The 23,644-nt window shown below is 63.8% G+C and carries 19 protein-coding genes; 11 read left to right on the forward strand and 8 right to left on the reverse strand.

The annotated features are described in order from the left end of the window. The first annotated feature begins 428 nt into the window (after positions 1-428). A complete protein-coding gene (locus B0E50_RS11695) occupies positions 429-1,235 on the forward strand; it encodes a hypothetical protein (protein ID WP_077441399.1) in 807 nt (268 codons plus the stop codon). A gap of 284 nt (positions 1,236-1,519) precedes the next feature. Further along, positions 1,520-2,725, forward strand: coding sequence for a serine hydrolase domain-containing protein (locus tag B0E50_RS11700; protein ID WP_077441400.1), 1,206 nt, complete (start codon positions 1,520-1,522; stop codon positions 2,723-2,725). 23 nt (positions 2,726-2,748) lie between these two features. Here B0E50_RS11700 and B0E50_RS11705 read toward each other — a convergent pair whose 3' ends face one another. Beyond that, positions 2,749-3,834, reverse strand: coding sequence for an alpha/beta hydrolase (locus B0E50_RS11705; protein ID WP_254427265.1), 1,086 nt, complete (start codon positions 3,832-3,834; stop codon positions 2,749-2,751). A gap of 143 nt (positions 3,835-3,977) precedes the next feature. Further along, the gene (locus B0E50_RS11710; protein ID WP_077441962.1) at positions 3,978-4,478 is read right to left on the reverse strand and encodes a PepSY domain-containing protein; all 501 of its coding nucleotides are present in this window, start codon (positions 4,476-4,478) and stop codon (positions 3,978-3,980) included. Positions 4,479-4,772: 294 nt separating this feature from the next. On the opposite strand from B0E50_RS11710, the gene B0E50_RS11715 reads away from it, so the two are divergent. After that, positions 4,773-6,170, forward strand: a complete 1,398-nt coding sequence (locus tag B0E50_RS11715; RefSeq protein ID WP_077441402.1) for a serine hydrolase — start codon at positions 4,773-4,775, stop codon at positions 6,168-6,170. Between the two features lie 29 nt (positions 6,171-6,199). Here the strand turns inward: B0E50_RS11715 and B0E50_RS11720 are convergent, their stop codons facing one another. Beyond that, positions 6,200-7,972, reverse strand: a complete 1,773-nt coding sequence (locus B0E50_RS11720) for an ABC transporter transmembrane domain-containing protein (RefSeq protein WP_077441403.1) — start codon at positions 7,970-7,972, stop codon at positions 6,200-6,202. Between the two features lie 138 nt (positions 7,973-8,110). Then, the gene (locus B0E50_RS11725) at positions 8,111-8,707 is read right to left on the reverse strand and encodes a YigZ family protein (protein WP_077441404.1); all 597 of its coding nucleotides are present in this window, start codon (positions 8,705-8,707) and stop codon (positions 8,111-8,113) included. A 96-nt stretch (positions 8,708-8,803) separates the two neighbouring features. Here B0E50_RS11725 and B0E50_RS11730 point away from each other — a divergent pair, with 96 nt between their 5' ends. Continuing rightward, positions 8,804-9,277 (forward strand): DUF1456 family protein, encoded by a 474-nt coding sequence (locus B0E50_RS11730; RefSeq protein ID WP_077441405.1) that lies wholly within the window; start codon positions 8,804-8,806, stop codon positions 9,275-9,277. Positions 9,278-9,310: 33 nt separating this feature from the next. On the opposite strand, the gene B0E50_RS11735 is transcribed toward B0E50_RS11730, so the two are convergent. Further along, positions 9,311-10,216: a DoxX family membrane protein gene (locus B0E50_RS11735; RefSeq protein WP_139350855.1), complete on the reverse strand. Its 906-nt coding sequence runs from the start codon at positions 10,214-10,216 to the stop codon at positions 9,311-9,313. 137 nt (positions 10,217-10,353) lie between these two features. On the opposite strand from B0E50_RS11735, the gene B0E50_RS11740 reads away from it, so the two are divergent. Together B0E50_RS11740 and B0E50_RS11745 are read left to right on the forward strand one after the other, a co-directional pair. Beyond that, positions 10,354-11,238 (forward strand): EamA family transporter, encoded by an 885-nt coding sequence (locus B0E50_RS11740; RefSeq protein ID WP_077441407.1) that lies wholly within the window; start codon positions 10,354-10,356, stop codon positions 11,236-11,238. Positions 11,239-11,383: 145 nt separating this feature from the next. Further along, positions 11,384-12,154: a YdcF family protein gene (locus B0E50_RS11745; protein ID WP_077441408.1), complete on the forward strand. Its 771-nt coding sequence runs from the start codon at positions 11,384-11,386 to the stop codon at positions 12,152-12,154. 45 nt (positions 12,155-12,199) lie between these two features. Here the strand turns inward: B0E50_RS11745 and B0E50_RS11750 are convergent, their stop codons facing one another. Continuing rightward, on the reverse strand, positions 12,200-13,630 hold the full coding sequence (locus tag B0E50_RS11750) for an aldehyde dehydrogenase family protein (RefSeq protein WP_077441409.1): 1,431 nt from the start codon (positions 13,628-13,630) through the stop codon (positions 12,200-12,202). 165 nt (positions 13,631-13,795) lie between these two features. Between B0E50_RS11750 and B0E50_RS11755 the strand changes: the two genes are divergently transcribed. After that, positions 13,796-14,566, forward strand: coding sequence for a slipin family protein (locus B0E50_RS11755; RefSeq protein ID WP_077441410.1), 771 nt, complete (start codon positions 13,796-13,798; stop codon positions 14,564-14,566). Positions 14,567-14,612: 46 nt separating this feature from the next. On the opposite strand, the gene xseA is transcribed toward B0E50_RS11755, so the two are convergent. Both xseA and B0E50_RS11765 read right to left on the reverse strand, forming a co-directional pair. After that, positions 14,613-15,962, reverse strand: a complete 1,350-nt coding sequence (xseA, locus tag B0E50_RS11760; RefSeq protein WP_077441411.1) for an exodeoxyribonuclease VII large subunit — start codon at positions 15,960-15,962, stop codon at positions 14,613-14,615. 101 nt (positions 15,963-16,063) lie between these two features. Then, positions 16,064-17,521 (reverse strand): phospholipase D-like domain-containing protein, encoded by a 1,458-nt coding sequence (locus B0E50_RS11765; RefSeq protein WP_168170888.1) that lies wholly within the window; start codon positions 17,519-17,521, stop codon positions 16,064-16,066. Positions 17,522-17,586: 65 nt separating this feature from the next. Between B0E50_RS11765 and B0E50_RS11770 the strand changes: the two genes are divergently transcribed. The 4 genes from B0E50_RS11770 (at position 17,587) to B0E50_RS11785 (ending at position 23,632) form a co-directional block, all read left to right on the forward strand. After that, on the forward strand, positions 17,587-19,524 hold the full coding sequence (locus tag B0E50_RS11770) for an acetyl-CoA hydrolase/transferase C-terminal domain-containing protein (protein ID WP_254427266.1): 1,938 nt from the start codon (positions 17,587-17,589) through the stop codon (positions 19,522-19,524). 77 nt (positions 19,525-19,601) lie between these two features. After that, positions 19,602-20,861, forward strand: coding sequence for a flavodoxin-dependent (E)-4-hydroxy-3-methylbut-2-enyl-diphosphate synthase (gene ispG / locus B0E50_RS11775; RefSeq protein ID WP_077441414.1), 1,260 nt, complete (start codon positions 19,602-19,604; stop codon positions 20,859-20,861). Positions 20,862-21,254: 393 nt separating this feature from the next. Further along, complete coding sequence (locus B0E50_RS11780) at positions 21,255-22,319, forward strand: glycosyltransferase (RefSeq protein WP_168170866.1); 1,065 nt, start codon at positions 21,255-21,257, stop codon at positions 22,317-22,319. Beyond that, positions 22,316-23,632, forward strand: a complete 1,317-nt coding sequence (locus tag B0E50_RS11785) for a GNAT family N-acetyltransferase (RefSeq protein WP_077441416.1) — start codon at positions 22,316-22,318, stop codon at positions 23,630-23,632. Before B0E50_RS11780 ends, B0E50_RS11785 begins: the two co-directional genes overlap by 4 nt. Positions 23,633-23,644 lie beyond the last annotated feature (12 nt).

The raw sequence follows: 23,644 nt of genomic DNA on the forward strand, positions 1-23,644 counted from the left end.
AGCCGGGTGGTTCGACACCGGCAGGAACCCGGAGTGGGCAGGTACGAACGATGCGAAAAGCGATCGGAAGCCGGTGCGTGAGGCGCAGCTGCCCGGAGATATTGAACAGGCTCTCACGCATGCGTGCCTTTCGTTGCCTGACATTCCCGCGTTGCGTGCAAAGCGGCGCTCCAGCTTCAGTGCGCGTCCCGCAAAATCAGTGCCTCCAGATTCTGGACATGGTGTAATGGACTGGCCGATCCACACGTTCACCGGCTGATCCGCGTGCTGATGGTCGTCGCTGACCGACATCAGCAGCTGGCTGCGATGGCAAAGTGTGAATCGGCCGGCTCTGGGATCTGGTCGCTCTCCGCCATGGTTGGCCATAATTCCGGACATCATCGAAAGCGGTTGATTCACCTATGCCGCTATAACAGGGAGATATACAGATGAAGTCTCGTTCCATCAGGTTCGTTGTCACCGTATCGCTGGTCATGCTGGGCGCCGTATCGCTCCCGTTGCTCAGTGTTTCCAATGCTTTTGCACAGGCCTCGGATGCTGCCTCGGCCGCGCCGATGACCAATGCGGATGTCGTCAAGCTGGCCAAGCTGGGTTTCGACAGCGACGTGATCAAGTCGAAAATCGACCAGGCACCCGCCGTCGATTTCAAGCTTGGGATCAATGACCTCGGGAACCTGAAGCACGCTGGGGTGCCGCAGGATGTGATTTCCGACATGCTCAAGCGCGCCAGCGGTGGCGGTGCTTCTGCCGCCGGCCCGGGGAGAAGTGGTTCGATGGGCGCCGAGGGCATGGCGGCGATGAAAATGGGCGATGTCACGATGGCCACGAAGGACGGCAATGTGCGCCTGCTCGGCATCAACGGCACCATCAGCACAAGGAATGCCTTCGTCACCGTTCTGGAGTTTCAGGACTATCCGGGCACTGCAGCTACGGTGCGCACGCACGACAGACGGCCGTCGTTCACCGTGTACTCGATGAACAACCCGCGTGGCTCGATCTATATTGCTTCGCTCGATGTAAACAGCGGCGATCAGAACCGTTCGCTGAAGATGGGTAACAGCGGGTTCGGCAGCATCAAGAACGCAGGCGCCCCGGACAAGGACAACCAGATCCCTTATGACGCGGTCCAGATCGACAATGGCAACCAGTGGCGACTGACGCCGACCAAGGATCTGAAGCCCGGTGAGTATGGTGTGCTCCACGGCTCGTTGTACGACTTCGGCGTCGATCCGTGATGCCATCGGCTGCATAAACAGCCGGATCGGATTGAACGAGAAACCCCGCCTCGCGCGGGGTTTTTCGTTGAAAAGGTATCAGGGGATATTTCATTCGCGACCATGCCGGCTCTTGGAGTAAGGCCGATATGGCCTGTACTGATCGTGGAGACTCAGGTCAGAGTGCAAGGCAGCGAACCAGGTCCTGATCGAGTACGAATTGCGGCTTTCCGATAACCGATGCGTCCCGGCTCAGTTCGGTGGGTAAGATGATGGTTCCGTCACCGCTCCGGCACTCATCAGCCATGTATTCCAGAATCTGCGTCGGCCTGCTTGCGACTGCATTCGGCCTGGTCTTCCCCCCGCCATCGGCCGCCGGCGAACAGGCTGCACCATCCATCGGCCGGCAACGCGAGGCGGTACTGTTCTGGCCCCAGGCGCAACGCGAGGCGCAGTTCCGGCGGATGTACGAGCTGTTTCCCAGTGATCGGGCCGCACACGGTACACCTGTGCATGCGCTACCGCAGGGCAAGCCGCTGGCGCTGGGCGGGCAGGGGACGTCGGGGTTGTTGGCCAGTTACATGGACGAACACCATCTTGCCGGTGTGATGGTGCTGCAGCACGGGCGCGTCCGCCTGCAGCGCTATGCATTGGGTTTCACGCCCCAGCAGCGCTGGGAGTCGTTCTCGGTGGCCAAGTCGGTCACCTCCACCCTCCTCGGGATTGCACTGCAGCGTGGCGACATCCACAGCATGGACGACACGCTGGGCACGTACATTCCGGAACTACGCGACAGCGCCTACAACAAGGTCACCGTGCAGCAACTGCTGACGATGACCTCCGGCGTGCACTGGAACGAGGATTACGCCGATGCCAAATCGGACGTGGCACAGATGTATCTGGGCGCCTGCGCCGACAGGCAGGCGCATATCGTGACGTTCCTGCGCAAACAGCCGCGGCAATGGCCGGCCGGCACGCACTGGAACTACAACACCGCGGAAACCGACCTGCTCGGCATCCTGGTACAGCGGGCCACGCACCGCTCACTGGCCGCATATCTCTCGCAGACGATCTGGCAGCCGTACGGCATGGCCGCCGATGCGTACTGGATCAAGGACGAATGCGATGGCAGCGACACCGGCGGCAGCGGGCTGTCGGCCACGCTGGGCGATTACGCGCGGCTGGGCCAGTTCATGCTCGGCGGTGGCCGCATCGCCGGCAAGCCGGTGGTCGCCAAGGCGTGGCTTGAGGGGGCGCTGCGTCGCCAGGAAAACGTCGACGAGCCGGATCGCGGCTACGGCTATCTGTGGTGGACCGAGAGCGACGGCAGTTATGCCGCAATCGGCATCTTCGGCCAGATGGTCTACGTCGATCCCACGCGCCAGCTGGTGATCGCCCAGGTGGGCGCGTGGCCGCATGCAACTTCCGACGAACTGGTTGCCGCGCGGCGCGAGTTCGTGGCCGCAGTCAAGCGTGCGGTGGACGCGGAGTCGAAGAAGTCGACACACTGACCAGACGACATCCGTACAGACGTCTATTTCGTCAACGGAAGGATGCGCTCCTTGAGCATCTTGTATTCGGCCTCCACGACATCCTGGTTGGGATCGTGGCCGGCATGTTCGAGTACCACCATGTACTTCTGCGGTGCCTTCAGGCTGTCGTAGTAGCGTTGGGCTACGTCGAGCGTGGCCAGCAAGTCGTGTGCGCCCTCGACGAAGAACATCGGGATCGCGAAGTTGGTGCCCAGCTTGGGCAGGTCGACCTGCGAGAACATGCCGTCGCCGTGCATGCCGACGAAACTCAGGAAGGAATAATCCTCCCCAGCCTCGTAGTCGGCCAGCGCCTTGGGCGTCGCATATTCAGCAGCCGGCTTCCACCATGTCGCCGGTGCTGGTGTGGTTAGGTGGGCCTCGAACTTGCGCATCACGCGGCGTACCTTGCCAAAGCTTCGCGGGTCGGTCCACGGCGGCGTGCCCACATCTTCCAGTACCGCGAGCGCGGTTTTGTCGTTGGTGGTATGCGCCAGAGCGAGCAGGCCGGCATAACTGATTGCCTGGTTTTCGCGATAGCTGACCACCTGCGACGTGCCGAGGTAGGCGTAGAACAGTTCGGGATGGGCCTTGGCCATGTACACGCCGAGGATCGAACCCCACGAACTGCCCCACAAGATCACTTTCTTCTTGCCGTAGCGGTGGGTGAGGTAGGCTGCTAGCTCGTTGCCGTCATCGCTCATCTGCTTGAGCGTGAGCATCACGCCGGGTGCCGGTGGACTGCGGCCGTAGGTCATGCCGGCACCGCGCTGGTCCCATTGCACGAGGGTGAAGTCCTTGCTCCAGGCGCCATAGACTGCATCCGAGTAGGGACTGAGCGGATTGCCCGGGCCGCCGCTGATGAACAGGATGATCGGGTTGGCGCAACTGTCGCCCTTGACCGTGATCCACTGCTCGATGCCACCGATCTGAACGAAGCCCTTCTCGTCAAGCTTTCCCTCTTTCGCGGAAGCGCAGGCGGGTGAGATACCGGCATCGTTCGCTGCCTTGGCGGAAGGCGGCGCGGCGAGCGTGGCCTGCGCAAATGCATACAGCAGCATGGCCAGACAAACACGGGATAACTTGAACACGGTCGGTCTTCCAATGAATGAGGCGACAAACCGCCGCCTTCGCATCATACGGAACGCCGTCAATCAAAAGGAGCCGTTGTCAGTAAAGTAAGAAGCCCGACGCATCAACGCGCCGGGCTTCCGTGATCGACAGGACGCAAAAATCAGTCGCGCGACTTGGCCACCACACTGCCATCGTCCGGATCGACCAGCAGGTCGACATCATCACCATGCGGTGTCTTGGCTTCGGCAGCCCACAAGCCTTCGTCGAACTTCACATCCTTGATGTTCTGGTAGCCGGCGGTGGCCAGCTTGGCGCTGATCTCGTCCTTGTTGAGCTTGGACGGTGCATCGGCCGCATACACTTTGCCGTTGACCGGCCCAACCGCAAGCTTGACCCATTTCTTGTTGCCGCCGCGGGCCTCGCTGCGCCATACACCGTCCTTGAATTTCAGGCCCTTCACTTCCTTGTAGCCGGCGTTGGCGATCGATGTCTTGACGGCATCCTCGGTCGACCCGCCGGTGGGCGGCTGGGCCGGCCACAACATGGTCACCGTCGTGGTCGTGGTACTGGTGGTAGACCGGGCGGTGGCAGGCATGTTCTGCGCGAGGGCAGCGCCGCAAACCGACAGTCCAATCAACAGGGGAAGCATGCGCTTGATCATGGGGACTCCTTGAGTGTTGAAACGGATCGGTGTCGCCTGCTTGTGCAGGCGTCGTTCCGATGCACGGGTCTGCGGATGACACTCATCGCCGACTTGCGCAGTCAGCATGGGACCACCGTGTTCAGGACGATGGCGTGAAAGTACGCGTGACTTTCAGGTGAAGGAAAGGGTGGGTTCATGTATGCCGACATTGATATGCTGGACGGAGATGTGTCCCACAGTGCTGGCCCCTTCAGGGAGAAGGTGAGCATCGCCTGCTGAAATTAAGCGCAACGAACTCGCACGGGAGTCGGCATGGTTTCTCGCACGATCAAGATCGTCATCGGCACGCTGGCAGCGGTGTCGGCTGTTTTCGCGGTTTTCATGGTGGTGTCCGGCAGGGATCTTTTCCATGTCGCCACCAATTCGATCAGCCGTTCGTTATGCACGGCAGCATTCGTGTCGCACGTTGACCCGGACCGGATGTTCAAGGAAGAACAACTGCCCAACATGCGCAGCGTGGGATGGGCCATGCGCTTTCATGTCGATCCCGACAGGCACGAAGTACGTACCACGGTACTGGGCGCTTTTGGTGCGCGCGCCGTATACAGGGATGGGCTGGGATGCGTGCTTGTGCATGGCGACGACAGCGTGCCCGACGCAGCCGGCTTCAAGGGCGCTCCCATCGCCAGCGCATTCCCCGAGCCGGGTGTCGTGGAACCCGGCGATCCGGCCTTGCGCCGTGCCCTCGATCTTGCCTTTGCGGAGCCTGACCCGGCCTCACCCCGACTGACCAAGGCCATCGTCGTTTTGCACGACGGCAAGCTTATCGCCGAGCGTTACGCTCCGGGTTACGGGCCGGAGACGCCGATCTGGGGGCATTCGCTGACGAAGTCGATCACCAATGCACTGATCGGCATCAACGTGCGTCAAGGCAAATTGCGGATCGATCAGGCAGCACCGATCGCGGCGTGGAGCGCACCGGATGATCCGCGTCATGCGATCACGATCGATCAGTTGTTGCGCATGGAGAGTGGCCTGCCTTTCGATGAAACCGACAATCCGGTCAATCCCATGTCGCGCATGTTTTTCCTGGAGAACGACATGGCCGGCTATGCGGCGACGGTACCGCTGGTTCATCCGCCAGGCACCGCATGGGCGTACAGCAACCTGGGCTATGTGTTGCTTTCGCGCATAGCCATGGATGCGGCCGGGGCAGGTGACGCGGTAGCCGCCGAGCGTTTCGTGCGCAACGCATTGTTCGCGCCGCTGGGCATGCGCAACGCTGTCATCGAAACCGATCTCGCCGGCACGCCGGTCGGTTCAAGCCACGTCTATGCATCAGCGCGGGATTTCGCACGGTTCGGTCAGCTCTATCTGGATGACGGTGTAGTCGACGGAAAGCGCATCCTCCCTGAAGGATGGGTCTCCTACAGCCATTCCCAGACGCTCAAGACCGGTTACGGCGCGGGCTTCTGGACCAACCTGGTGAACGAAGGCAGCGTGCCGGTCTGGGATGCTCCCTGGGGCATCCCCCAATTGCCGAAAGACATGTTCTATGCGCGTGGCGCATTCGGGCAATACATCATCATCGTGCCGTCCGAGCGGCTGGTGGTCGCGCGCCTCGGCATCACCGTCCATGGCAGCACCGGCATCGGCGACGTTGTTGCGAAAATCATTGCGGCGTTGCATCAGCAGGCGGTACAGCCGTAGCCATGCCGCGCGGCTGTGTCGCCGATCGTTCAGGCCACAAACTGCAGCCGCGCCAGCTCCGCGTACAAGCCACCTTCGGCCAGCAGGCTTTCGTGCGTGCCCTGCGCCACGATGCGACCACCGTCGAGCACGACGATGCGGTCGGCGCGTTGCACGGTGGCGAGGCGGTGGGCGATGACCAGGGTGGTACGGCCTTTTTCGAGGCGTTCGAGGGCCTGCTGGATCGCCGCTTCGGATTGCGCATCCAGTGCGGAGGTGGCTTCGTCGAGCAGCAGCAGCGGCGCATCGCGCAGGATCGCGCGGGCGATCGCAATGCGCTGGCGCTGGCCGCCGGACAGGCGCACGCCGCGTTCGCCCATCTCGGCCTCATAGCCGTCGCTGAGTGCGCTGATGAAGTCGTTCGCCTCGGCAGCGCGTGCGGCCACGCGCACTTCCTCGTCGCTGGCGCCTTCGCGGCCGAAGCGGATGTTGTCGGCGGCGCTGCCGCTGAAGATCACCGTTTCCTGCGGCACCAGCGCGATCGCGCCGCGCAGGTCGTCGAGCTTCACCGCGCGCAGGTCGATGCCGTCGATGCTGATGCGGCCCGACTGCGGATCGTAGAAGCGCAGCAGCAGTGCGAACACCGTACTCTTGCCGGCACCGGACGGGCCGACTAGGGCGACGGTTTCACCGGGGCGCACCTCGAGCGTGAAATCGTGCAGCGCGGCGGTGTCGGGGCGCGTGGGATAGTGGAAGCTCACGCCGTCGAAGCGCAGCGCGCCACTGACCGGCCGCGGCAGCGCCATCGGCTGCGCCGGGTCGACGATCTCGGCACGTTCGTCGAGCAGTTCGCCCAGGCGTTCCATCGCGCCGGCCGCACGCAGCACGTCGCCCCACACTTCGGACAGGCCGGCAACCGAGCCGGCCGCGAACACCGCATAAAGCACGAACTGGCCAAGCACGCCGGGGTCCAGCGTACCGGCCAGCACATGACGGGCACCGGCCCACAGCACCAGGGTGATCGCGCCGAACACCAGCACGATCACCGCCATCGTCAGCAGCGCGCGCATGCCGATGCGTCGCCGCGCGGTGGCCAGCGCACGCATTATCGCGTTGCTGTAGCGGGCGCTCTCGATGTTCTCGCGCGCATACGCCTTCACCGCGGTGGAAGCGTTGAGGGTTTCGTTGGCGATCGCCGCCGCGTCGGCGAGGCGATCCTGGCTGGCGCGCGAGAGCTTCTGCACCCGCCGGCCGAACACCAGGATCGGCAGCATCACGGCGGGGATCACCAGGGCAGTGAGACCGGCCAGCGACGGTGCCGTCCACACCATCGCCACCGCCGCGCCGATCAGCATCACTGCACTGCGCAGCGCCACCGATACGCCCGAGCCGATCAGCGCCTGCACCACTTCGGTGTCTGCACTCAGGCGCGACAGCAGCTCGCCGACGCGGCTGCGCTCGAAGAAACTCACGTCCAGCCGGATCACCTGCGCGTACAGCGTCTTGCGCAGGGAGGCGAGCGCCCGTTCGCTGAGCAGGGTGATGCAGAAGTAGCGTGCCGCGGTGGCGACGGCGAGCACCAGCGCCACGCCGAACAACGCGATGAAGGTCTCGTTGATCACCGCCTGGCTTGAATGCCCGAAACCCTTGTCGATGATGTGGCGGAATGCCAGCGGCAGCACCAGCGAGGCGCCCGACGACAGGCCCAGGAAGACCAGCCAGCCGATGGCCAGCGCGCGATGCGGTTTCAGGAACGGCCACAGTCCACGCAGGGCGCCGATGCGACGGGTAGGGCGGGCGGTGTTGCTGGTGGCGTTGCTCATGGGTTCTCGCAAGGTGGATCGCGGGTGCTGTCCACGCACCAGGCGCAGGCAATGCCATCTAACGTGGGGCACATGGTCGCCGATTCAATCCGTGCGATGCCGTCGAATCGTCATGTGACGTGGCAGCCTCCGGGTTCGTCAATCCAGGCGCCTTGCCTCGCTGCGCCCGCGGCTGAGGTCGACGATGCGTGCCTGCGCCTCGGCCACCCGGTTTTCCGGCAGGCGCAGTTCAAGTTCCACGCCGTCCGCGACGAAGGTTTCGCTTTCCACCTCGGCCTGCCAATCCTTCAGGCGCGCCTTGAGCAGGGCCAGTCCGGCGAACTCGCAGCGCAGGCCCAGTCGTGCCATCGCCACGATCGGTACGCGTTCGGCGCGGCGCAGACATTCCGCCGCGGTGCCGCCATAGGCGCGCACCAGGCCGCCGGCGCCGAGCTTGATCCCGCCGTACCAGCGTGTCACCACCACCATCACCCGATCCATCGCTTGGCCTTCGACCGCCTGCAGGATCGGTCGCCCCGCGGTGCCGCCGGGTTCGCCGTCGTCGTTGAAGCGGTAGTCTCGGCCGATGCGGTAGGCCCAGCAGTTGTGCGTGGCCGTGGGGTCGCCCACTTCGCGCAGGAAGGCCAGTGCCTGCGCGCTCGATTCGACCGGTGCGGCCAGCGCGAGGAAGCGGCTCTTGCGGATCTCTTCCTGATGCCGGCATGGCCCGGCCAGCGTGTGCAGCGATTCACTCATGCTGCTCAGTTTCCCATGCCGCAACGCCTTGTTGTCGTTGCCTGCTTGACTGACGCGGTAGCATGGCGCCTTTCCAGGGGACCTGCCGGACTTGCCATGATCAACAATGACGTACTGCGCGCCATCCGCTACATGCTCGACCTCAGCGACGGCAAGGTGGTGGAGATCACCCATCTGGCGGACGTGAACTTCCCGATCGCGAAGGAGGATGTGCAGGCGTTCCTGAAGAAGGACGAGGATCCGGGTTACGTCGAATGCAGCAACAAGGTGCTGGCGCACTTTCTCGACGGCCTGGTGTTCTACCGCCGCGGCCGCGACGAAAGCATGCCGCCACGTCCGGTGGAGAAGCGCGTCACCAACAACGTGGTGCTGAAGAAGCTGCGCGTGGCGTTCGAGCTGAAAGACGTCGACATGCACGAGATCCTCGAAAGTGCCGGTTTCCCGGTCTCCAAGCCGGAACTCAGCGCACTTTTCCGCCAGGCCGATCACAAGAATTTCAAGTTGTGCGGCGACCAGCTGCTGCGGAATTTCCTGAAGGGTCTGACGATGCGGGTGCGTGGCAACGGCTGATGCCGGCTTGCGGTGCCGGATCCAACGTCGAATTCAAGTCGCCGTCCGCGGGCGCAGCGAGTCTGCAACGACCCAGGCGGCACCGGTCAGGGCAATATTCAGGGCGTTCTCGCTCATGATCCAGTGGCTTGAGGGATTGGCCACCAGCATCGGCCCGTGCACCAGCAGAGTGAAGGACGCATACATGGCGGTCAGCAGGATCGCAGCCAGGCGGGCCCGTACGCTCGTCAGGAGCGCAAGACCTGCTGCAATATGCCCCAGCCCGGTCGCATAGCCCCAGAACTCCTGCGAAGGCGGCAGCCATTTGGGAACCAGCGGGGCGGTCAGGTTCATGTAGACGAAATGCGCTCCGCCGAATATCAGCGCGCAAATTCCGAACGCCAGCTGGCCCAGGCGCGTGAGGCGTGCGGCCAGGGTCGCATCGATCCTGGCGTTGGCGGCGTAGATGATCAGGCCTCCTGCAGCGATTGCGAGCTGTTCGGCAATGCCTTCGTATGTGCCGTATTCGGCGTAGTGGGCAAGCACCACGCGACCATTCATCAGGACGATGACGATGAGCGTGTAGTAGGCGGTGAGCGCTGCGGCGCCCCAGGCTACGGTTCGACGCCACTCGACGGCCGCGCCTGCGACGAGCATGAACGCCGCGACGGCATGGGCCAGGGCGTTGCGCCCGGGAAAGTCACTGGGCACGGGTTGCCCCGTGTCGAAGGTTCCCCACGCCAGGCAGAGCATGCCCAACGCCATCACACCCAGGCCGTAAACGCGCCATCCGAAGATCATGGTCGTTTTACCAGCAGTCATGGCTTTCCCCTTCAATGGCGAACGCGTGGACACGTGTGCTGCATCGATCGGTTGAATCCGCATGAAGAGCGCACACGATGAGCTTGCTGAGCGATGGACGAGATCGCAAGTGTCGCGGGATGGCGTCTGGGCATCCATGCATCAACCAGCGAATCGTGCCGTCATTGCTGTCAGACGCTGTCAGCAATGACGGCAGGCGAGACAGCCTGCATGGTGGGCTTCGCGCATGTCTGCAGGCATCATGAGCGGACTGTTCTTTCGCCGCGGCTGCGCCCATGTCGTCACGTTCCACCGTTGCTCCGGTCGCGTTCGCGGTCGGCATGCTGATGATAAGCATGGTCTCGTACCAGTGTGGTGCGTCGCTGGCCAAGCACCTGTTCCCGCTGGTCGGCGCACAGGGTGCCACTGCTTATCGGCTGGGACTGAGCGCGCTGCTCCTGCTGCTGTGGCGGCGACCGTGGCGTCGATCGGGCAGCGGGCGCGACTGGCGTGCGCTATGGGGTTATGGCCTTTCGATGGGAGCGATGAACCTGGTGTTCTACATGTCGCTGCGCACGATCCCGCTGGGCATTGCGGTGGCGCTGGAATTCACCGGGCCGCTGGCACTGGCGCTGTTCGGTTCACGCCGGCTGATCGACTTCATCTGGATCGCGCTGGTGGTGGCCGGGCTGGCCCTGCTGCTGCCGCTGCGCCGGCAGGTGCAGACGCTCGATCCGGTGGGTGTGATGTACGCGCTGGCTGCCGGTGTGGGCTGGGCGCTGTATATCGTGCTGGGGAAGAAGGCCGGGGCAACCCACGGTGCGGACGCGGTAACGCTGGGCACCTCGATCGGTGCATTGCTGGCGATTCCGTTCGGTGTCGCGCATGCCGGCAGCGCACTGCTGTCGCCGACGCTGTTGCCGTACGCGCTGGGCGTGGCGGTACTCAGTTCGGCGTTGCCGTACTCGCTGGAGATGGTTGTGTTGACCCGTCTGCCGGCGCGCACGTTCAGCACCTTGCTGAGCCTGGAGCCAGCCATCGCGGCGGTGGCTGGCGTGGCGTTGCTGGACGAACGGCTCAGCCTGCTGCAGTGGCTGGCCATCGTGGCGATCATCGTTGCGGCGGCCGGCACAGCCATGAGTGTGCAACGGCCCACGTTGACCGAGCCGTTGGCTAATTGAACGCCGCGCACCGTCGCGGATCGGGCGCCATTCCGCCGCGATCCAGATCACCCTGCCTGCCGCGGCTTGCCGAAATTCGCCACCCCAGGAATGACGGGCATGAGCTGGGTTACGCTGGAGGCTCCTTCAAGCGGATCTCCTTGTCATGACGTCAGACGCGCTTGTGCTGTTGCTGCTGGTGACCGCGGTGGCGGCATGGACCGGTCGGCGCCGGTTGGCGTCTGGTTTGGCAGGGCTGGCCTTGCTGCTGTTTCTGGCGGTCGGCTGCGGGCCGCTGCCGCGCTGGCTGTTGCACAGCCTGCAGGCTCCGTATATGGGCACAGTCGGTGGCTGGGCACCGCGCAACGCGATCGTGCTGCTGGGTGCCGGAACCACCCGCGTCGCGCCAGGTGCAACGCTGGAACCGTCATTGTTTGCCTATGGACGCATCGTGCAGGCAGCCAGGCTGTATCGCGACTGCAAGGCATCAGGGCAGCAATGCATGCTGCTGGTGAGCGGCGGCGATTCACAGCATCACGGCATGGCAGAGGCGGCTGTCTACGCTCCCGTGCTGCTCGGATTGGGTGTGTCGGCGCAGGATCTGCAACTGGAGTCGCGCAGCATGAATACCTGGCAGAACGCCCAGTTCAGCCGCCCATTGCTGCAGGCTTACGACCCGCAGAAGCTGGTGCTGGTGAGCTCTGCCATCCACCTGCGACGCAGCATGCTGTATTTCACCCACTTCGGCCTGAGGCCTGTGCCGGCGCACGGTGATACGATCGCAGCCATGATCACGGCATGGCCGCAGTCGTCGAATCTGGCGCTGTGCGATGACGCGCTGCACGAGTACCTCGGGGTTGCCCAGTATCACGTGTACAACGCGCTGGGTTGGAACGCGCCACCGGTGCTTGCACCACTCATCCCGGCGGTACGATGAGCATGGCGGCATCGCATCGGTGACTGGAGTGCAAGCCATACCGGCTCAGCGCTCGCGCATCACCATTAGGCGGATCTCGGTCATGTCCTCGATCGCGTAGCGCACGCCTTCGCGGCCGAGCCCGGAAAGTTTGACGCCGCCATAAGGCATGTTGTCCACGCGGAAGCTGGGAATGTCGTTGACGATCACGCCGCCCTGTTCGAGTTCGTTCCAGGCGCGCATGGCATGGTCGAGGCTGTCGGTGAAAATGCCGGCCTGCAGGCCGTAATCGGAATCGTTGACCAGTGCGATTGCCTCGCTGAACTTCTTGAACGGGGCAAGCAGGGCGAACGGCCCGAACGCTTCCATCCGGTTGGCCTTGGCAGCGTGTGGCACGTTTTCCATCAGGGTCGCTTCAAGCATGTTGCCGTGGCGCTTGCCGCCACACAGGACCTTTCCGCCGGCCCGCTTCGCTTCCGTGATCCAGCCATGCAGGCGTTCGGCGGCGGCCTCGTCGATCATCGGGCCGAGAAACACGTCCTTCTTTCTCGGATCGCCGGCCTTGAGTTTCTTCGTGGCCGCGACCAGTTTCTTCTTCAGTGCATCGTAGACATCGGCATGCGCGTAGATGCGCTGCACGCCGATGCAGCTCTGGCCGGACTGGTAGAACGCACCGAAGATCAGCCGTTCGACCACGCGATCGAGATGCGCACCCTGGTCCGCGTCGACGATGCAGGCGGCGTTGCCACCCAGTTCCAGCACCACCTTCTTGCGGCCGGCGCGGGCTTTCAGCTCCCAGCCGATCTGGCCGCCGGTGAACGAAAGCAGCCTGAAGCGCTCGTCCTCGACCAGCGGGTTGGCATGCTTGCCGTCCAGGGTGAGGATCGAGAACGCGCCTTTCGGCAGATCGGTCTCGGCCAGCACCTCGCCGATGATCAGCGCACCGATCGGTGTCTTCTCCGACGGCTTCAGCACGAACGGGCAGCCGGCAGCGATCGCGGGTGCGACCTTGTGCGCGACCAGGTTCAGCGGGAAGTTGAACGGGGTGATGAACGATACCGGCCCCAGCGGCACGCGCCTGGTATAGCCGTGGTAACCGTCCAGGCGTGAGGCCAGTTCCAGGTTCAGTGTCTCGCCGTTGATGCGCACGGCTTCCTCGGCGGCGATCCGGAACGTTTCGATCAGCCGGGTCACTTCGCCGGCAGCATCCTTGATCGGCTTGCCGGCTTCGATGCAGAGCGCCTCGGCCAGTTCGTCGCGGCGTTCGGCAAAGCGTTGTGCGCAATGCTGCAGCACCGCCTGGCGTGCCCACGGCTTGAAGTCCCGCATCGGGGCGGCGGCTTTCACCGCGGCGGCGATCGCCTTTTCGGTGGTCTTCGTGTCGGGTAGCGCCACCCGTGTGGCGAGCTTGCCGCTGTACTTGTCCAGTACGTCCAGCATGACTTTGGACGTCTGTGGCTGGTTGGCGAGGTAGTAGGGGTAGGTTTTCTTGAGCATCGTGGCGACCGGTAAAGAGCACGTTGCCGTACAGCATAGATGGACGGCATGTTCAGCATTTGTGACAAATGGCCACCCATGAGTTTTGCGGAAAGTCGGGATGCAACGTGACGCAGGCACCCGCGTACACTGGTGATCCGGCCCGATCCACTTCAGGTGACTTCCATGCCTTTATTCGCGTTCATCGTGATACTGATTTTTCTCGGCCTCAGCGGCCTGCGAGTACTGCAGCAGTATCAGCGTGGTCTGGTGTTCCGGTTGGGTCGCTACAGCGCTACCCGCGGGCCGGGCCTGACTTGGATCATTCCCGTCATCGAACGCATGCAGGTCGTCGACGTGCGCGTGATGACCCAGGACATCGAGCCGCAGGAAACCATGACCAACGACAACGTGCCGGTGAAGGTGCGCGCGGTGGTGTGGTACAAGGTGATCAACCCGGAGCGGGCGATCGTGCAGGTGGCGAACTTCGAGGATGCAGTGCGCCAGACCGCGCTGACCAGCCTGCGCAGCGTGATGGGCCAGCATTCGCTGGACGAGTTGCTGAAGGAACAGGAGAAGCTTTCCAGCATGCTCGGCGAGATCATCGACAAGGTCACCGAGCCATGGGGCGTCGAAGTCGACCGCGTGCAGATCAAGGACGTGGAGATTCCGCAGTCCATGCAGCGCGCGATGGCGCAGGAAGCCGAGGCGCATCGCGAGAAGCGCGCCCGCATCATCAAGGCCGAAGCCGAGCACGATGCGGCGCTGAAGCTTACCGAGGCGGCTGCCAAGATGGCGCATATGCCGATGGCGATGGAGCTGCGCCGCATGCAGATGCTGACCGAGGTCGGTGCGGAGCAGAACACGATGACCATCGTGATGATGCCGTCGGAATTCGTCAGCGCGGCCAGCGCGATGGTGCGCCTGGCTGACAAGGCAGCGGGAGGCAACGATTGAGCGGGTGTGAGTCAGTGGCCGGCGACAACCGGCAGGTATTGCCGGGTTACTTGCCAAGCACTTGCAGGCTGAGTTCGCCATCGCTCACGCGGGCGCTCAATTTATCGCCCTCGCTGACCGCGGCGACAGAGCGCACGACCTGGCCTGCCTCGTCGAACAGGATCGCGTAGCCGCGTTCCAGTGTGGCCAGCGGGCTGATCGCATGCAGCGCATGGCCGGCATGACGTAGTGCGGTCTGCCGGCGTTCCAGCGTGTAGGTAATCGCGCGGCGCAGGCGCTGATCCTGTTCGGCCAGCCGATGTGCCAGCAGCGACAGTTGCGTGCGAGGATGCTGTGCCAGCAGGCGCGCATGCAGCCGTTCCAGCCGGCTCTGTCGCAGCTGGCTCTGTTCGCGCAGCACGGCACCCAGGCGGTGTTGCAGATGCAGCAGCCGCTCACGGTCGCGCGCCAGCCGCGCCTGCGGTCGCTGCGTCTGCAGGCGCGCCAGCAGGTGATCGACGCGTTGCGAGTGCGACTGCAACTGGCGTTGCTGCAAGGTGAGCAGGCGTTGCTGCAGCTGCTGCAGATGGCGCGTGACTGCCACTGCATCGGGCACCAGCAATTCGGCGGCAGCCGAGGGTGTGGGCGCGCGCAGGTCGGCGACGAAATCGGCGATGCTGAAGTCGATCTCGTGGCCGATGGCCGAGACCACCGGCACGGTAATGGCATGAATCGCCCTTGCCACCGCCTCGTCGTTGAAAGCCCACAGGTCTTCCAGCGAGCCGCCGCCGCGGGTCAGCAACAGTACGTCGTAGCGTTTGCTGGCCGAAGCCTTGCGCAGCATGGAAACGATCGCCGGCGGCGCTTCGCGTCCCTGCACCGGCACCGGCAGCACCTCGACGTCGGCCAGTGGCCAGCGGCGTGCCAGCACGCTCAACACGTCGCGCACCGCCGCACCGGTGGCTGAAGTGATCACGCCGATGCGCCGCGCGTAACGGGGCAGGGGACGCTTGCGTTCCTGCGCGAACAGGCCCTCGGCGTCGAGTCGTGCCTTGAGCTGCTCGAACTCGCGTTGCAGCGCGCCTTCGCCGGCCGGCTCCATGCTCTCGGCAACCAGCTGGAATTCACCCCGCGGCTCGTACAGGCCAACCTTGGCCCGCAGCATGACCTGCATGCCATCGACAGGGCGAAACCGCAGCGCGGCCGCCTTCGGTTTGAACATCGCGCAACGCACCTGGGCGCCGCTGTCTTTCAGGGTGAAGTACAGATGGCCGGAGGCCGGCTTCGCCACATTCGAAAGTTCACCCTCGATCCACACCAGCGGAAACACGTCGCCCAGCAGGTCGCGCACCAGCCGGTTGAGCGAGCTGGGGGTCAGGACGTGGCGTGGCGTGGTGTCGTCGAACGGCGTGTGCATAAGGGGCACGAGCCTAGCATGCTGGTGATATCAAATTGTGAGAAAACATCTGCTTGGGGAAGAAAGTGCAGGGATTGCATCAAGCGTCGGGCACGGGCATTTCAGTCATCGTCTGCTTCGCGCGGCGCCTGTCCGCGGCGTTTGCGCACGCGCCAGCTGCGGATGCCCAGGTTGAAGGCGAACCATGCGGCCAGTACGCCGAGTGGCCAGCCGATCCATGCCGGCCACAGGATCGTGATGACGGACAACAGGGCCAGTGCCAGGGCGCCGACAAACAGCGGGCCGCTGGAGGTACTGCCGAGCACGCGACGATTGGTCAGTGCGGCGCCGACGCTGTTGGCGATGCGCAGGGCGCCGGCAGCGGCGCGGCCGGAACTGCCGCCGCCACGCCGTACCCTTGGCGGCCGAGCCTGGCTGCTGCGTACCCGTTCACTTCGACCACGACGGCGGGGCGCGGCGAGCACGATCTCGGTGGCGTTGCCGAGGTCCCGTTCGTATTGCGCCGCGAGCTTGTCGGCAAAACCGGCATCCTCGACCGCCACGTCGAGCTCGTGATTGCCGAGCCAACTGGCGATATTGAGATTGGATGAGCCGACCCGTGCCCATTGCCCGTCGGCGACCGCGGTCTTGGCATGCAGCATCGAGCCGTTCCACTCGAATACGCGAATGCCGGCTTTCAGCAATGGCCGGTAGCCGGAGCGCGACATGGCGGCCACCATCGGAATGTCGCTGCTGCCGGGGACCAGCAGGCGCACGTCGACGCCGTCGCGCGCGGCGGCGACCAGCGCCTGCACGTACGGCGCGAGGCCGACGAAATAGGCATCGGTCAGCCACAGCGTCTTGCGTGCCAGCGAGGCAACCAGTTGATCGAGCCGGTACATGCCGGCGGTGGCTGGCTGGGTGGCGATCAACCGCAGCGACACGTCGCCGGCCGGCCCTGCTGCGGCCTGTGCCGTTGCGGAGGCCAATGGCGGTAGCGGCGTACCGGTCTCGCCCCAGCTTTGCGCGAACGCGGCTTCCAGTTCTGCCACCACCGGCCCACGCAGCGCCACGCCGGTATCGCGCCACGGCGGTACTCCGCGCGCCGGGTCACCCAGCCATTTCGCGCTGATGCAGACGCCGGAAAGGAAACCCAGCGTGCCATCGACCACCAGCAGCTTGCGGTGGTCGCGGCTGATCCAGCCGAATGGCTGGCCCAGCTGCGGCGGATTGAAGATGCGCACGTGGCCACCGGCTGCCCGCAGCGGTGCCCAGAACACGCTGCGCGACTGGCCGAGGCAGCCGACCCAGTCGACCACCACCGCGACGAAGACGCCGGCCTGCGCCCGTTCGACCAGCGCATCACGGAACGCCAGGCCGACCTCGTCGTTGCGGATGATGTAGTTCTCCAGCAGCACGCGCTGTCGCGCGCCACGAATCGCCGCCAGCCATGCGTCGTAGTGCGCGGCGGCGTCGATCAGCAGCTCGGCTGAGTTGCCTCCGAGCAGCGGGGCACCGGCGGTTCGGCTGAGCGCCTGCTGCGCCAGCAGGCGGCCGGGCGTGTCGGTCATGAGTGGCATGCGCCGAGTGTAGGCCATGGCCAGTCCACGTCCTGTCATCGCGGGCTTCTGGCATGATCTCATACATGCCGATCGAGCACTGCTACAGCGACACCGAGGCCTGTGCGCACTACCTCGCCGACGAGCTGGGTCCGGACCTGCGTATCGCTGCGCCACTGGGTCTGGGCAAGCCGCACGGATTGCTCAATGCGTTGTACCGACTGACCGGCACCGACCCGGCGCGTTCGTTGCGGCTGTACACGGCGTTGTCGCTGACCCAGCCACAACCGGCGCCGGGGCTGGAGAAGCGTTTTCTCGGACCTTTCCTGGAGCGGCATTTCGGGGCCGACCAGGTCGACCCGCAATACGCACTCGATCAGGCACGCGATGCATTGCCGCCGAACGTCGAGATACACGAGTTCTACATGCAGTCCGGTGCAATGCTGCATTCGGGCAGTGCCCAGCGCAGCTACATCAGCCAGAACTACACCCACGTCGCGCGCGACCTGGCGGTGCAGGACATCAACATGCTGGTGCAACTGGTGGCCCGTCGCGAAGGACCGGATGGCGTGCATTACAGCTTGTCGTGCAATCCGGATCTCACGCTGGATTTCCTCAGGCAGGTGCTGGCTGCCGGACGGCAGCGGCCATTGTGCGTGGCGGTGGTGCATCCGGACCTTCCGTATATGGGGGGCGACGCCGAAGTGGCGGAAGCGTTCTTCGACGTGGAGCTGCGTCCGCAAGCTTCGCCACGGCTGTTCGCGCTGCCGCGGCTGCCGGTCGACCTGGCCGAATATGCGTTGGGCATGCACGCCAGCGCACTGGTCAGGGACGGCGGCTGCCTGCAGATCGGCATCGGCGCGTTGTCCGATGCACTGGTCAAGGCCTTGCTGCTGCGCCACCAGGACAATGTGCACTGGCGGCGTGCATTGGTGGCGCTGGACCCGCGTGGAGCCACCCATGCGCTGGCCGGGCGCATCGGTGGCCTGGCGCCATTCCAGGGCGGGCTCTATGGCGCCAGCGAGATGGTGATGGATGGTTTCATGCACCTGCAGCGTGGCGGCATTCTCAAGCGGCGAAGCTGGGACAACCTTGCGCTGGAACGCGCCTCCGCCGAGGGCCGGCTGAACCAGGCTACCCCGGGCGGCCACTATCTGCGTGGCGCGTTCTTCCTTGGTTCGCAGGAGCTCTACGGCTGGCTGGCTGCCACCGAGGCGGCCGATCCGGATGCGATCACGATGTGCCCGGTCTCCAACGTCAACCAGCTGTATGGCGACCATCAGGCATTGGCGATGCTGCAGCGACGCGGTGCGCGTTTCTTCAACACCTGCATGATGGCGACCGTGCTCGGTGCAGCGGTTTCCGACACGCTGGATGACGGCGCCGTGGTCAGTGGTGTCGGTGGCCAGTACAACTTCGTGGCGATGGCGCATGAGCTGCCCGATGGCCGCTCGGCCTTGTTGCTGCGTTCGACCCGCAGCAGCCGGGGCGGCATCGAGAGCAATATCCGCTGGAACTACGGCCAGACCACGATTCCGCGCCATCTGCGTGACTTGATCATCACCGAGTACGGCATCGCCGACCTGCGCGGCAAGAGCGACAGCGAGTGCGTCGAGGCGATGCTGTCGATCAGCGACGCCCGTTTTCTCGATGCGTTGTGCGCCGAGGCGAAGGCACACGGCAAGCTGGCGGCCGATTTCGCGATACCGGAAGCTTGGCGCCGGCATCATCCACGCCATCTGCATGAAGCGCTGGCGCCGCTGCAGCAGAAAGGCCTGTTTCCGACTTTTCCGTTCGGCAGCGATTTCACCGAAGTCGAGCAGCGTTTGCTGCCGGCACTGAACTGGCTGAAGTCCGTCAGCAGCACGTGGCTTGGCAGGTTTCGCCTGCTGCGTGCCGTTTGTCGTCCGGGTTCGGTGGCTGCAGGGGAGGCCGAAGCAGTGGCGCGGATGGGACTGACAACGCCGCGCACGCTTGCCGACCGGCTGCAGCTTCGCCTGCTGCAGGCGGCCCTGCGACGCTGAATCGGTCACATCGGTTCGGTTATCCTTGCAGCTTCGCCGCCCTTTAGCTGCGGCCGTACGATCCGGTCCCGCCTGTCATGAACGAAAAAACTTCCCCGTCCCCGCGTCTGGCTGAGCCTGCGCTGCGCCGCCCCAGCGTGGCCGTGCAGATCGGCAAGGTCATGGTCGGCGGCGGCGCACCGATCGTGGTGCAGTCGATGACCAACACCGACACCGAGGATCCGGCCAGCACCGCGAAACAGATTGCCGAGCTGGCGCGCGCCGGTTCCGAACTGGTGCGCATCACGGTGAACACGCCGGCTGCTGCTGCAGCGGTGCCGCGCATTGCCGAGCGCCTGGCGATGATGGGTGTGGACGTGCCGATCATCGGCGACTTCCACTACAACGGGCATCAGCTGCTGGAACATGAGCCGGCCTGCGCCGAGGCACTGGCGAAGTACCGCATCAATCCCGGCAACGTCGGTTTCGGCAAGAAGAAGGACAGCCAGTTCGGCGCGATCATCGAGATGGCGCTGCGCTACAACAAGCCGGTGCGCATCGGCGCGAACTGGGGTTCGCTCGACCAGAGCATGGTCACCACGCTGATGGACGAGAACCACAAGCGGGCGGAGCCGTGGGATGCCTCGCACGTGGCACGCGAGGCACTGATCCGCTCGGCGCTGGATTCCGCTGCGCGTGCCGAGGAAATCGGTCTGGCGCGCGACCGCATCATCCTGTCGTGCAAGGTGTCCGGGGTGCAGGAGCTGATCGCGGTGTATCGCGACCTCGCCGCACGCTGCGACTACGCGCTGCATCTGGGCCTGACTGAGGCCGGCATGGGGTCCAAGGGCATCACCGCGTCGAGCGCGGCGCTGGCCGTGCTTCTGCAGGAAGGCATCGGCGACACCATCCGCATCTCGTTGACGCCCGAACCGGGTGCCTCGCGCACCGGCGAGGTGATCGTGGCGCAGGAGCTGCTACAGACCATGGGCTTGCGCTCGTTCACGCCGCTGGTCACCGCCTGCCCGGGTTGCGGGCGCACCACCAGCGAGTTCTTCCAGGAACTGGCGAAGACCGTGCAGGAACACGTGCGCGAACAGATGCCGCTGTGGCGCATCAAGTACGACGGCGTGGAGAACCTGACGCTGGCGGTGATGGGCTGCATCGTCAACGGACCGGGCGAATCCAAGCACGCCAACATCGGCATCTCGCTGCCCGGCAACGGCGAGGCGCCAGCAGCGCCGGTTTTCATCGATGGCGAGAAGGCGATGACCTTGCGCGGCGACAACATCGCCAGCGAATTTGTCGGCATTCTGGATGGCTACGTGGCCAGCCATTACGCCTCGCGCACCGACTGAACGGCGTCATCCCACTTCGCGCCCTCCACCCGGACGCGTCGACCCGCGCGGTTGACAGTCCGGCGAGGGTGACCGGTGGCAGGAAGTGCGGTACGCCCGGCTTGTTGCACGCCAGTGTCGGAACGGTCTACGTCGTCTGTTGCTGGAAGCTGGCATTGAACCGCGCTAGAGTCCGACCGTTGGGGGCAATCGGCTGAGGGGGACAATTCGCCCTGCTGCAAAGACGAATAGTGCGGCTGGATGAATTTCGTGCTGCCTTGTTCTTGCTTGGGGGTGTTTGCGTCTGGTGCTGGTTTTCCGGGCTACGGTGGCCGCTTCGGCCATCATCTTGGCTTGGAGCGCCGTACCTGTCTGTATGGGTAAACCTTTGCAAGGCCAGGCTTTATGCCGCTCGTGAGCGTTATCGTACCCACCTTTAATCGGGCCTATTGTCTCGCACGGACGCTGGATAGCGCGCTGGCACAGACTTACGCCGAGATTGAAGTGCTGGTTGTCGATGATGGCTCCACGGACGACACGAGGGCGATGATCGAATCTCGCTATCGCAACGACAGTCGCATCAGATATATCCACCAAGTCAACGGCGGGGTTGCCAAGGCTCGAAATACGGGAATCGCTGCGGCGACCGGTGCCTTCGTTGCACTGCTGGATTCCGACGATGTTTGGCGGCCGTGGAAAATCGAACTGCAGGTTTTGTGCATGCAGGCATTTCCCGAGATCGTGATGGTATGGACGGACATGGAGGGCATGGATCCTTCGGGCCGGATATTCGACAAGGCATATATCCGCACCATGTACAGCGCCTACCAGTTTTTCCCCGAAGGCACTTTGTTCCCGGAGGCGTACCCGCTTGAAGGGATAGCCCCGTCGTTGCAGGCGGTTGTACAAGGCGCCAAGCTCCATAAGGGTTATATCTTTTCCCAGATGATCATGGGCAATCTGGTGCACACATCGACCGTGCTGCTTCGCCGGGAATGCCTGGATCAGGTCAAGGGTTTCAACGAAGCGTTGCGTTATTCGGGCGAGGATTACGATTTTCACCTGAGGACTTGCCGGGCAGGCCCGGTCGGCTTCATCGACCTGGCGGCAATCCAGTATCAGCGGGGCATGCCGGACCGGCTTACGCGCGCTGAGTACCACATCCACACGGCGACCAATTTCCTCAACACGGTCAAGCCGTTTATCGACAATGCGCGTGCAGAAATCAACTTGCCGCAAAGCATGATCGATGTGATGTTGGCCGACGCCTATCTCTGGATCGGCGAGCTGCAGGTCGACATGGACGACGACGCGAATGCGCGAAAGAATCTGATTTTCAGCATGCGGCACCGATTTTTTCAGCCACGTGCGTGGCTGTTCTATCTTGCCTGCTTTCTACCGCACAAGGTTCGCGCCTGGCTCAGGGGGCAATACCGGATGATAAAAGCGCAAATCCATCCTGGGATCTCTCACTCATGACCGGCGGCTACCAGCGGATGTCCGGTGTCATTGATGTGGAAAATCAAACGGTAGAGGGCAACCCGGCATTCGTTTGCCGGCGATCGGTTTGCGAAGTGCACGATACGCTGGACTGCGAGTGCGCCATCGATAACGCGCCGTTGGTTGAGCCATTGGTCGTGCGTGTCATTCAGGACGTGGCTGCCTGGGATGCTATTCGTGAAGAGTGGGATCGGCTCTATGCTGCCAGTCCCACGGCTTCGACACCGTTGGACTTTGTCTGGTTGCGGCGCTGGTGGCAGGTGTATGCGTCCGTCTATGGTGCCGGTGGCCTGCGCATCATCACGCTCTGGCGTGGCTCCGTATTGTCCGGTGCACTGCCGCTTTATATCGCTGGCGCCGACGCGGGCAGGGTGGCTGCCCGCTGTCTGCGATTCGTGTCGACAGGTGAAGAAGAATTTGAGGAAATCTGCCCGGACTACCTCGACCTGCTGCATCTGCCGGGGGAAGACACGGCTTGTGCAGAAGCAACATGGCTTGCGATTGATGCCATCGAGTGGGATACGCTGGAATTTCTCGACCTGCCACAGAGTTCGCCCTTGCTGCGCAGGCTGGAATTCTTTCCTCGCCATAGGCGCGCACGAGTTGCCACGCGTGGTGGTTGCCCTATCGCGAACCTCGATGGCGGCTTCGACAGATATCTGACGCAATTGTCTTCCAAGACGCGCATGCGAGCGCGCCAGGAAATTCGCAAGGCCGAAAAATCCGGGGTGCTGTTTGAACTGGCCACCGAGGCGGACAGTGAAGCGTATTTCGACGACTTGATCCGGTTGCATCAGGCGCGCTGGACGGCAGAGGGCAAGCCGGGATGCTTTTCCGCCCCAAGGTTCACCCAGTTCCATCGAGGCTTGCTGCAGGCGTGGACGAAGGGCGGGCGCCTGATTCTGGCGCGGCTGTCTCATCAAGGGAAAGCTTGCGTCGTGCTGTATGGCTTTGTGACGTGCGCCAAATTTGATCTATACCAGTTGGGTGTTGGGTCGATTGAGGGAACCAACATACGCAGTCCGGGCACGCTGGCCAACCTTCTTCTGATGGAGCAGCTGGCTGGTCGTGGCGTGAATCGCTACGATTTTTTGCGCGGAAACAGCGAGTTCAAGAAGTCGCTCACTACGGAACATCGTGACCTCGTCTGCCTTCAATGCCGCCGCCTTACTTCACGTGCGCTGCTCGATCAAGTCATGCGGCTGCTGACACGAGTGTTTCGGAAGATGAGCCGGATGGTTCGCCAGGGCTGGACAAGCTCAAGAGGCGCCGGTCGTGCTGGTGTTGATTGACGGCGAGAAGGC

This window comes from Rhodanobacter sp. C01 (genome assembly GCF_002001045.1).
Classification (GTDB): Bacteria; Pseudomonadota; Gammaproteobacteria; order Xanthomonadales; family Rhodanobacteraceae; genus Rhodanobacter.

Bases quoted from the DNA above. Each gene is read 5' to 3' on its own strand.
- B0E50_RS11785 (WP_077441416.1), top strand. From the start codon at position 22,316: ATGACCGGCGGCTACCAGCGGATGTCCGGTGTCATTGATGTGGAAAAT.
- B0E50_RS11745 (WP_077441408.1), top strand. From the start codon at position 11,384: ATGACGTCAGACGCGCTTGTGCTGTTGCTGCTGGTGACCGCGGTGGCG.
- B0E50_RS11770 (WP_254427266.1), top strand. From the start codon at position 17,587: ATGCCGATCGAGCACTGCTACAGCGACACCGAGGCCTGTGCGCACTAC.
- B0E50_RS11715 (WP_077441402.1), top strand. From the start codon at position 4,773: ATGGTTTCTCGCACGATCAAGATCGTCATCGGCACGCTGGCAGCGGTG.
- B0E50_RS11740 (WP_077441407.1), top strand. From the start codon at position 10,354: ATGTCGTCACGTTCCACCGTTGCTCCGGTCGCGTTCGCGGTCGGCATG.
- B0E50_RS11720 (WP_077441403.1), bottom strand. From the start codon at position 7,972: ATGAGCAACGCCACCAGCAACACCGCCCGCCCTACCCGTCGCATCGGC.
- B0E50_RS11765 (WP_168170888.1), bottom strand. From the start codon at position 17,521: ATGCCACTCATGACCGACACGCCCGGCCGCCTGCTGGCGCAGCAGGCG.
- B0E50_RS11730 (WP_077441405.1), top strand. From the start codon at position 8,804: ATGATCAACAATGACGTACTGCGCGCCATCCGCTACATGCTCGACCTC.
- B0E50_RS11725 (WP_077441404.1), bottom strand. From the start codon at position 8,707: ATGAGTGAATCGCTGCACACGCTGGCCGGGCCATGCCGGCATCAGGAA.
- B0E50_RS11755 (WP_077441410.1), top strand. From the start codon at position 13,796: ATGCCTTTATTCGCGTTCATCGTGATACTGATTTTTCTCGGCCTCAGC.
- ispG (WP_077441414.1), top strand. From the start codon at position 19,602: ATGAACGAAAAAACTTCCCCGTCCCCGCGTCTGGCTGAGCCTGCGCTG.
- B0E50_RS11700 (WP_077441400.1), top strand. From the start codon at position 1,520: ATGTATTCCAGAATCTGCGTCGGCCTGCTTGCGACTGCATTCGGCCTG.
- B0E50_RS11695 (WP_077441399.1), top strand. From the start codon at position 429: ATGAAGTCTCGTTCCATCAGGTTCGTTGTCACCGTATCGCTGGTCATG.
- xseA (WP_077441411.1), bottom strand. From the start codon at position 15,962: ATGCACACGCCGTTCGACGACACCACGCCACGCCACGTCCTGACCCCC.
- B0E50_RS11710 (WP_077441962.1), bottom strand. From the start codon at position 4,478: ATGATCAAGCGCATGCTTCCCCTGTTGATTGGACTGTCGGTTTGCGGC.
- B0E50_RS11750 (WP_077441409.1), bottom strand. From the start codon at position 13,630: ATGCTCAAGAAAACCTACCCCTACTACCTCGCCAACCAGCCACAGACG.
- B0E50_RS11735 (WP_139350855.1), bottom strand. From the start codon at position 10,216: ATGGATGCCCAGACGCCATCCCGCGACACTTGCGATCTCGTCCATCGC.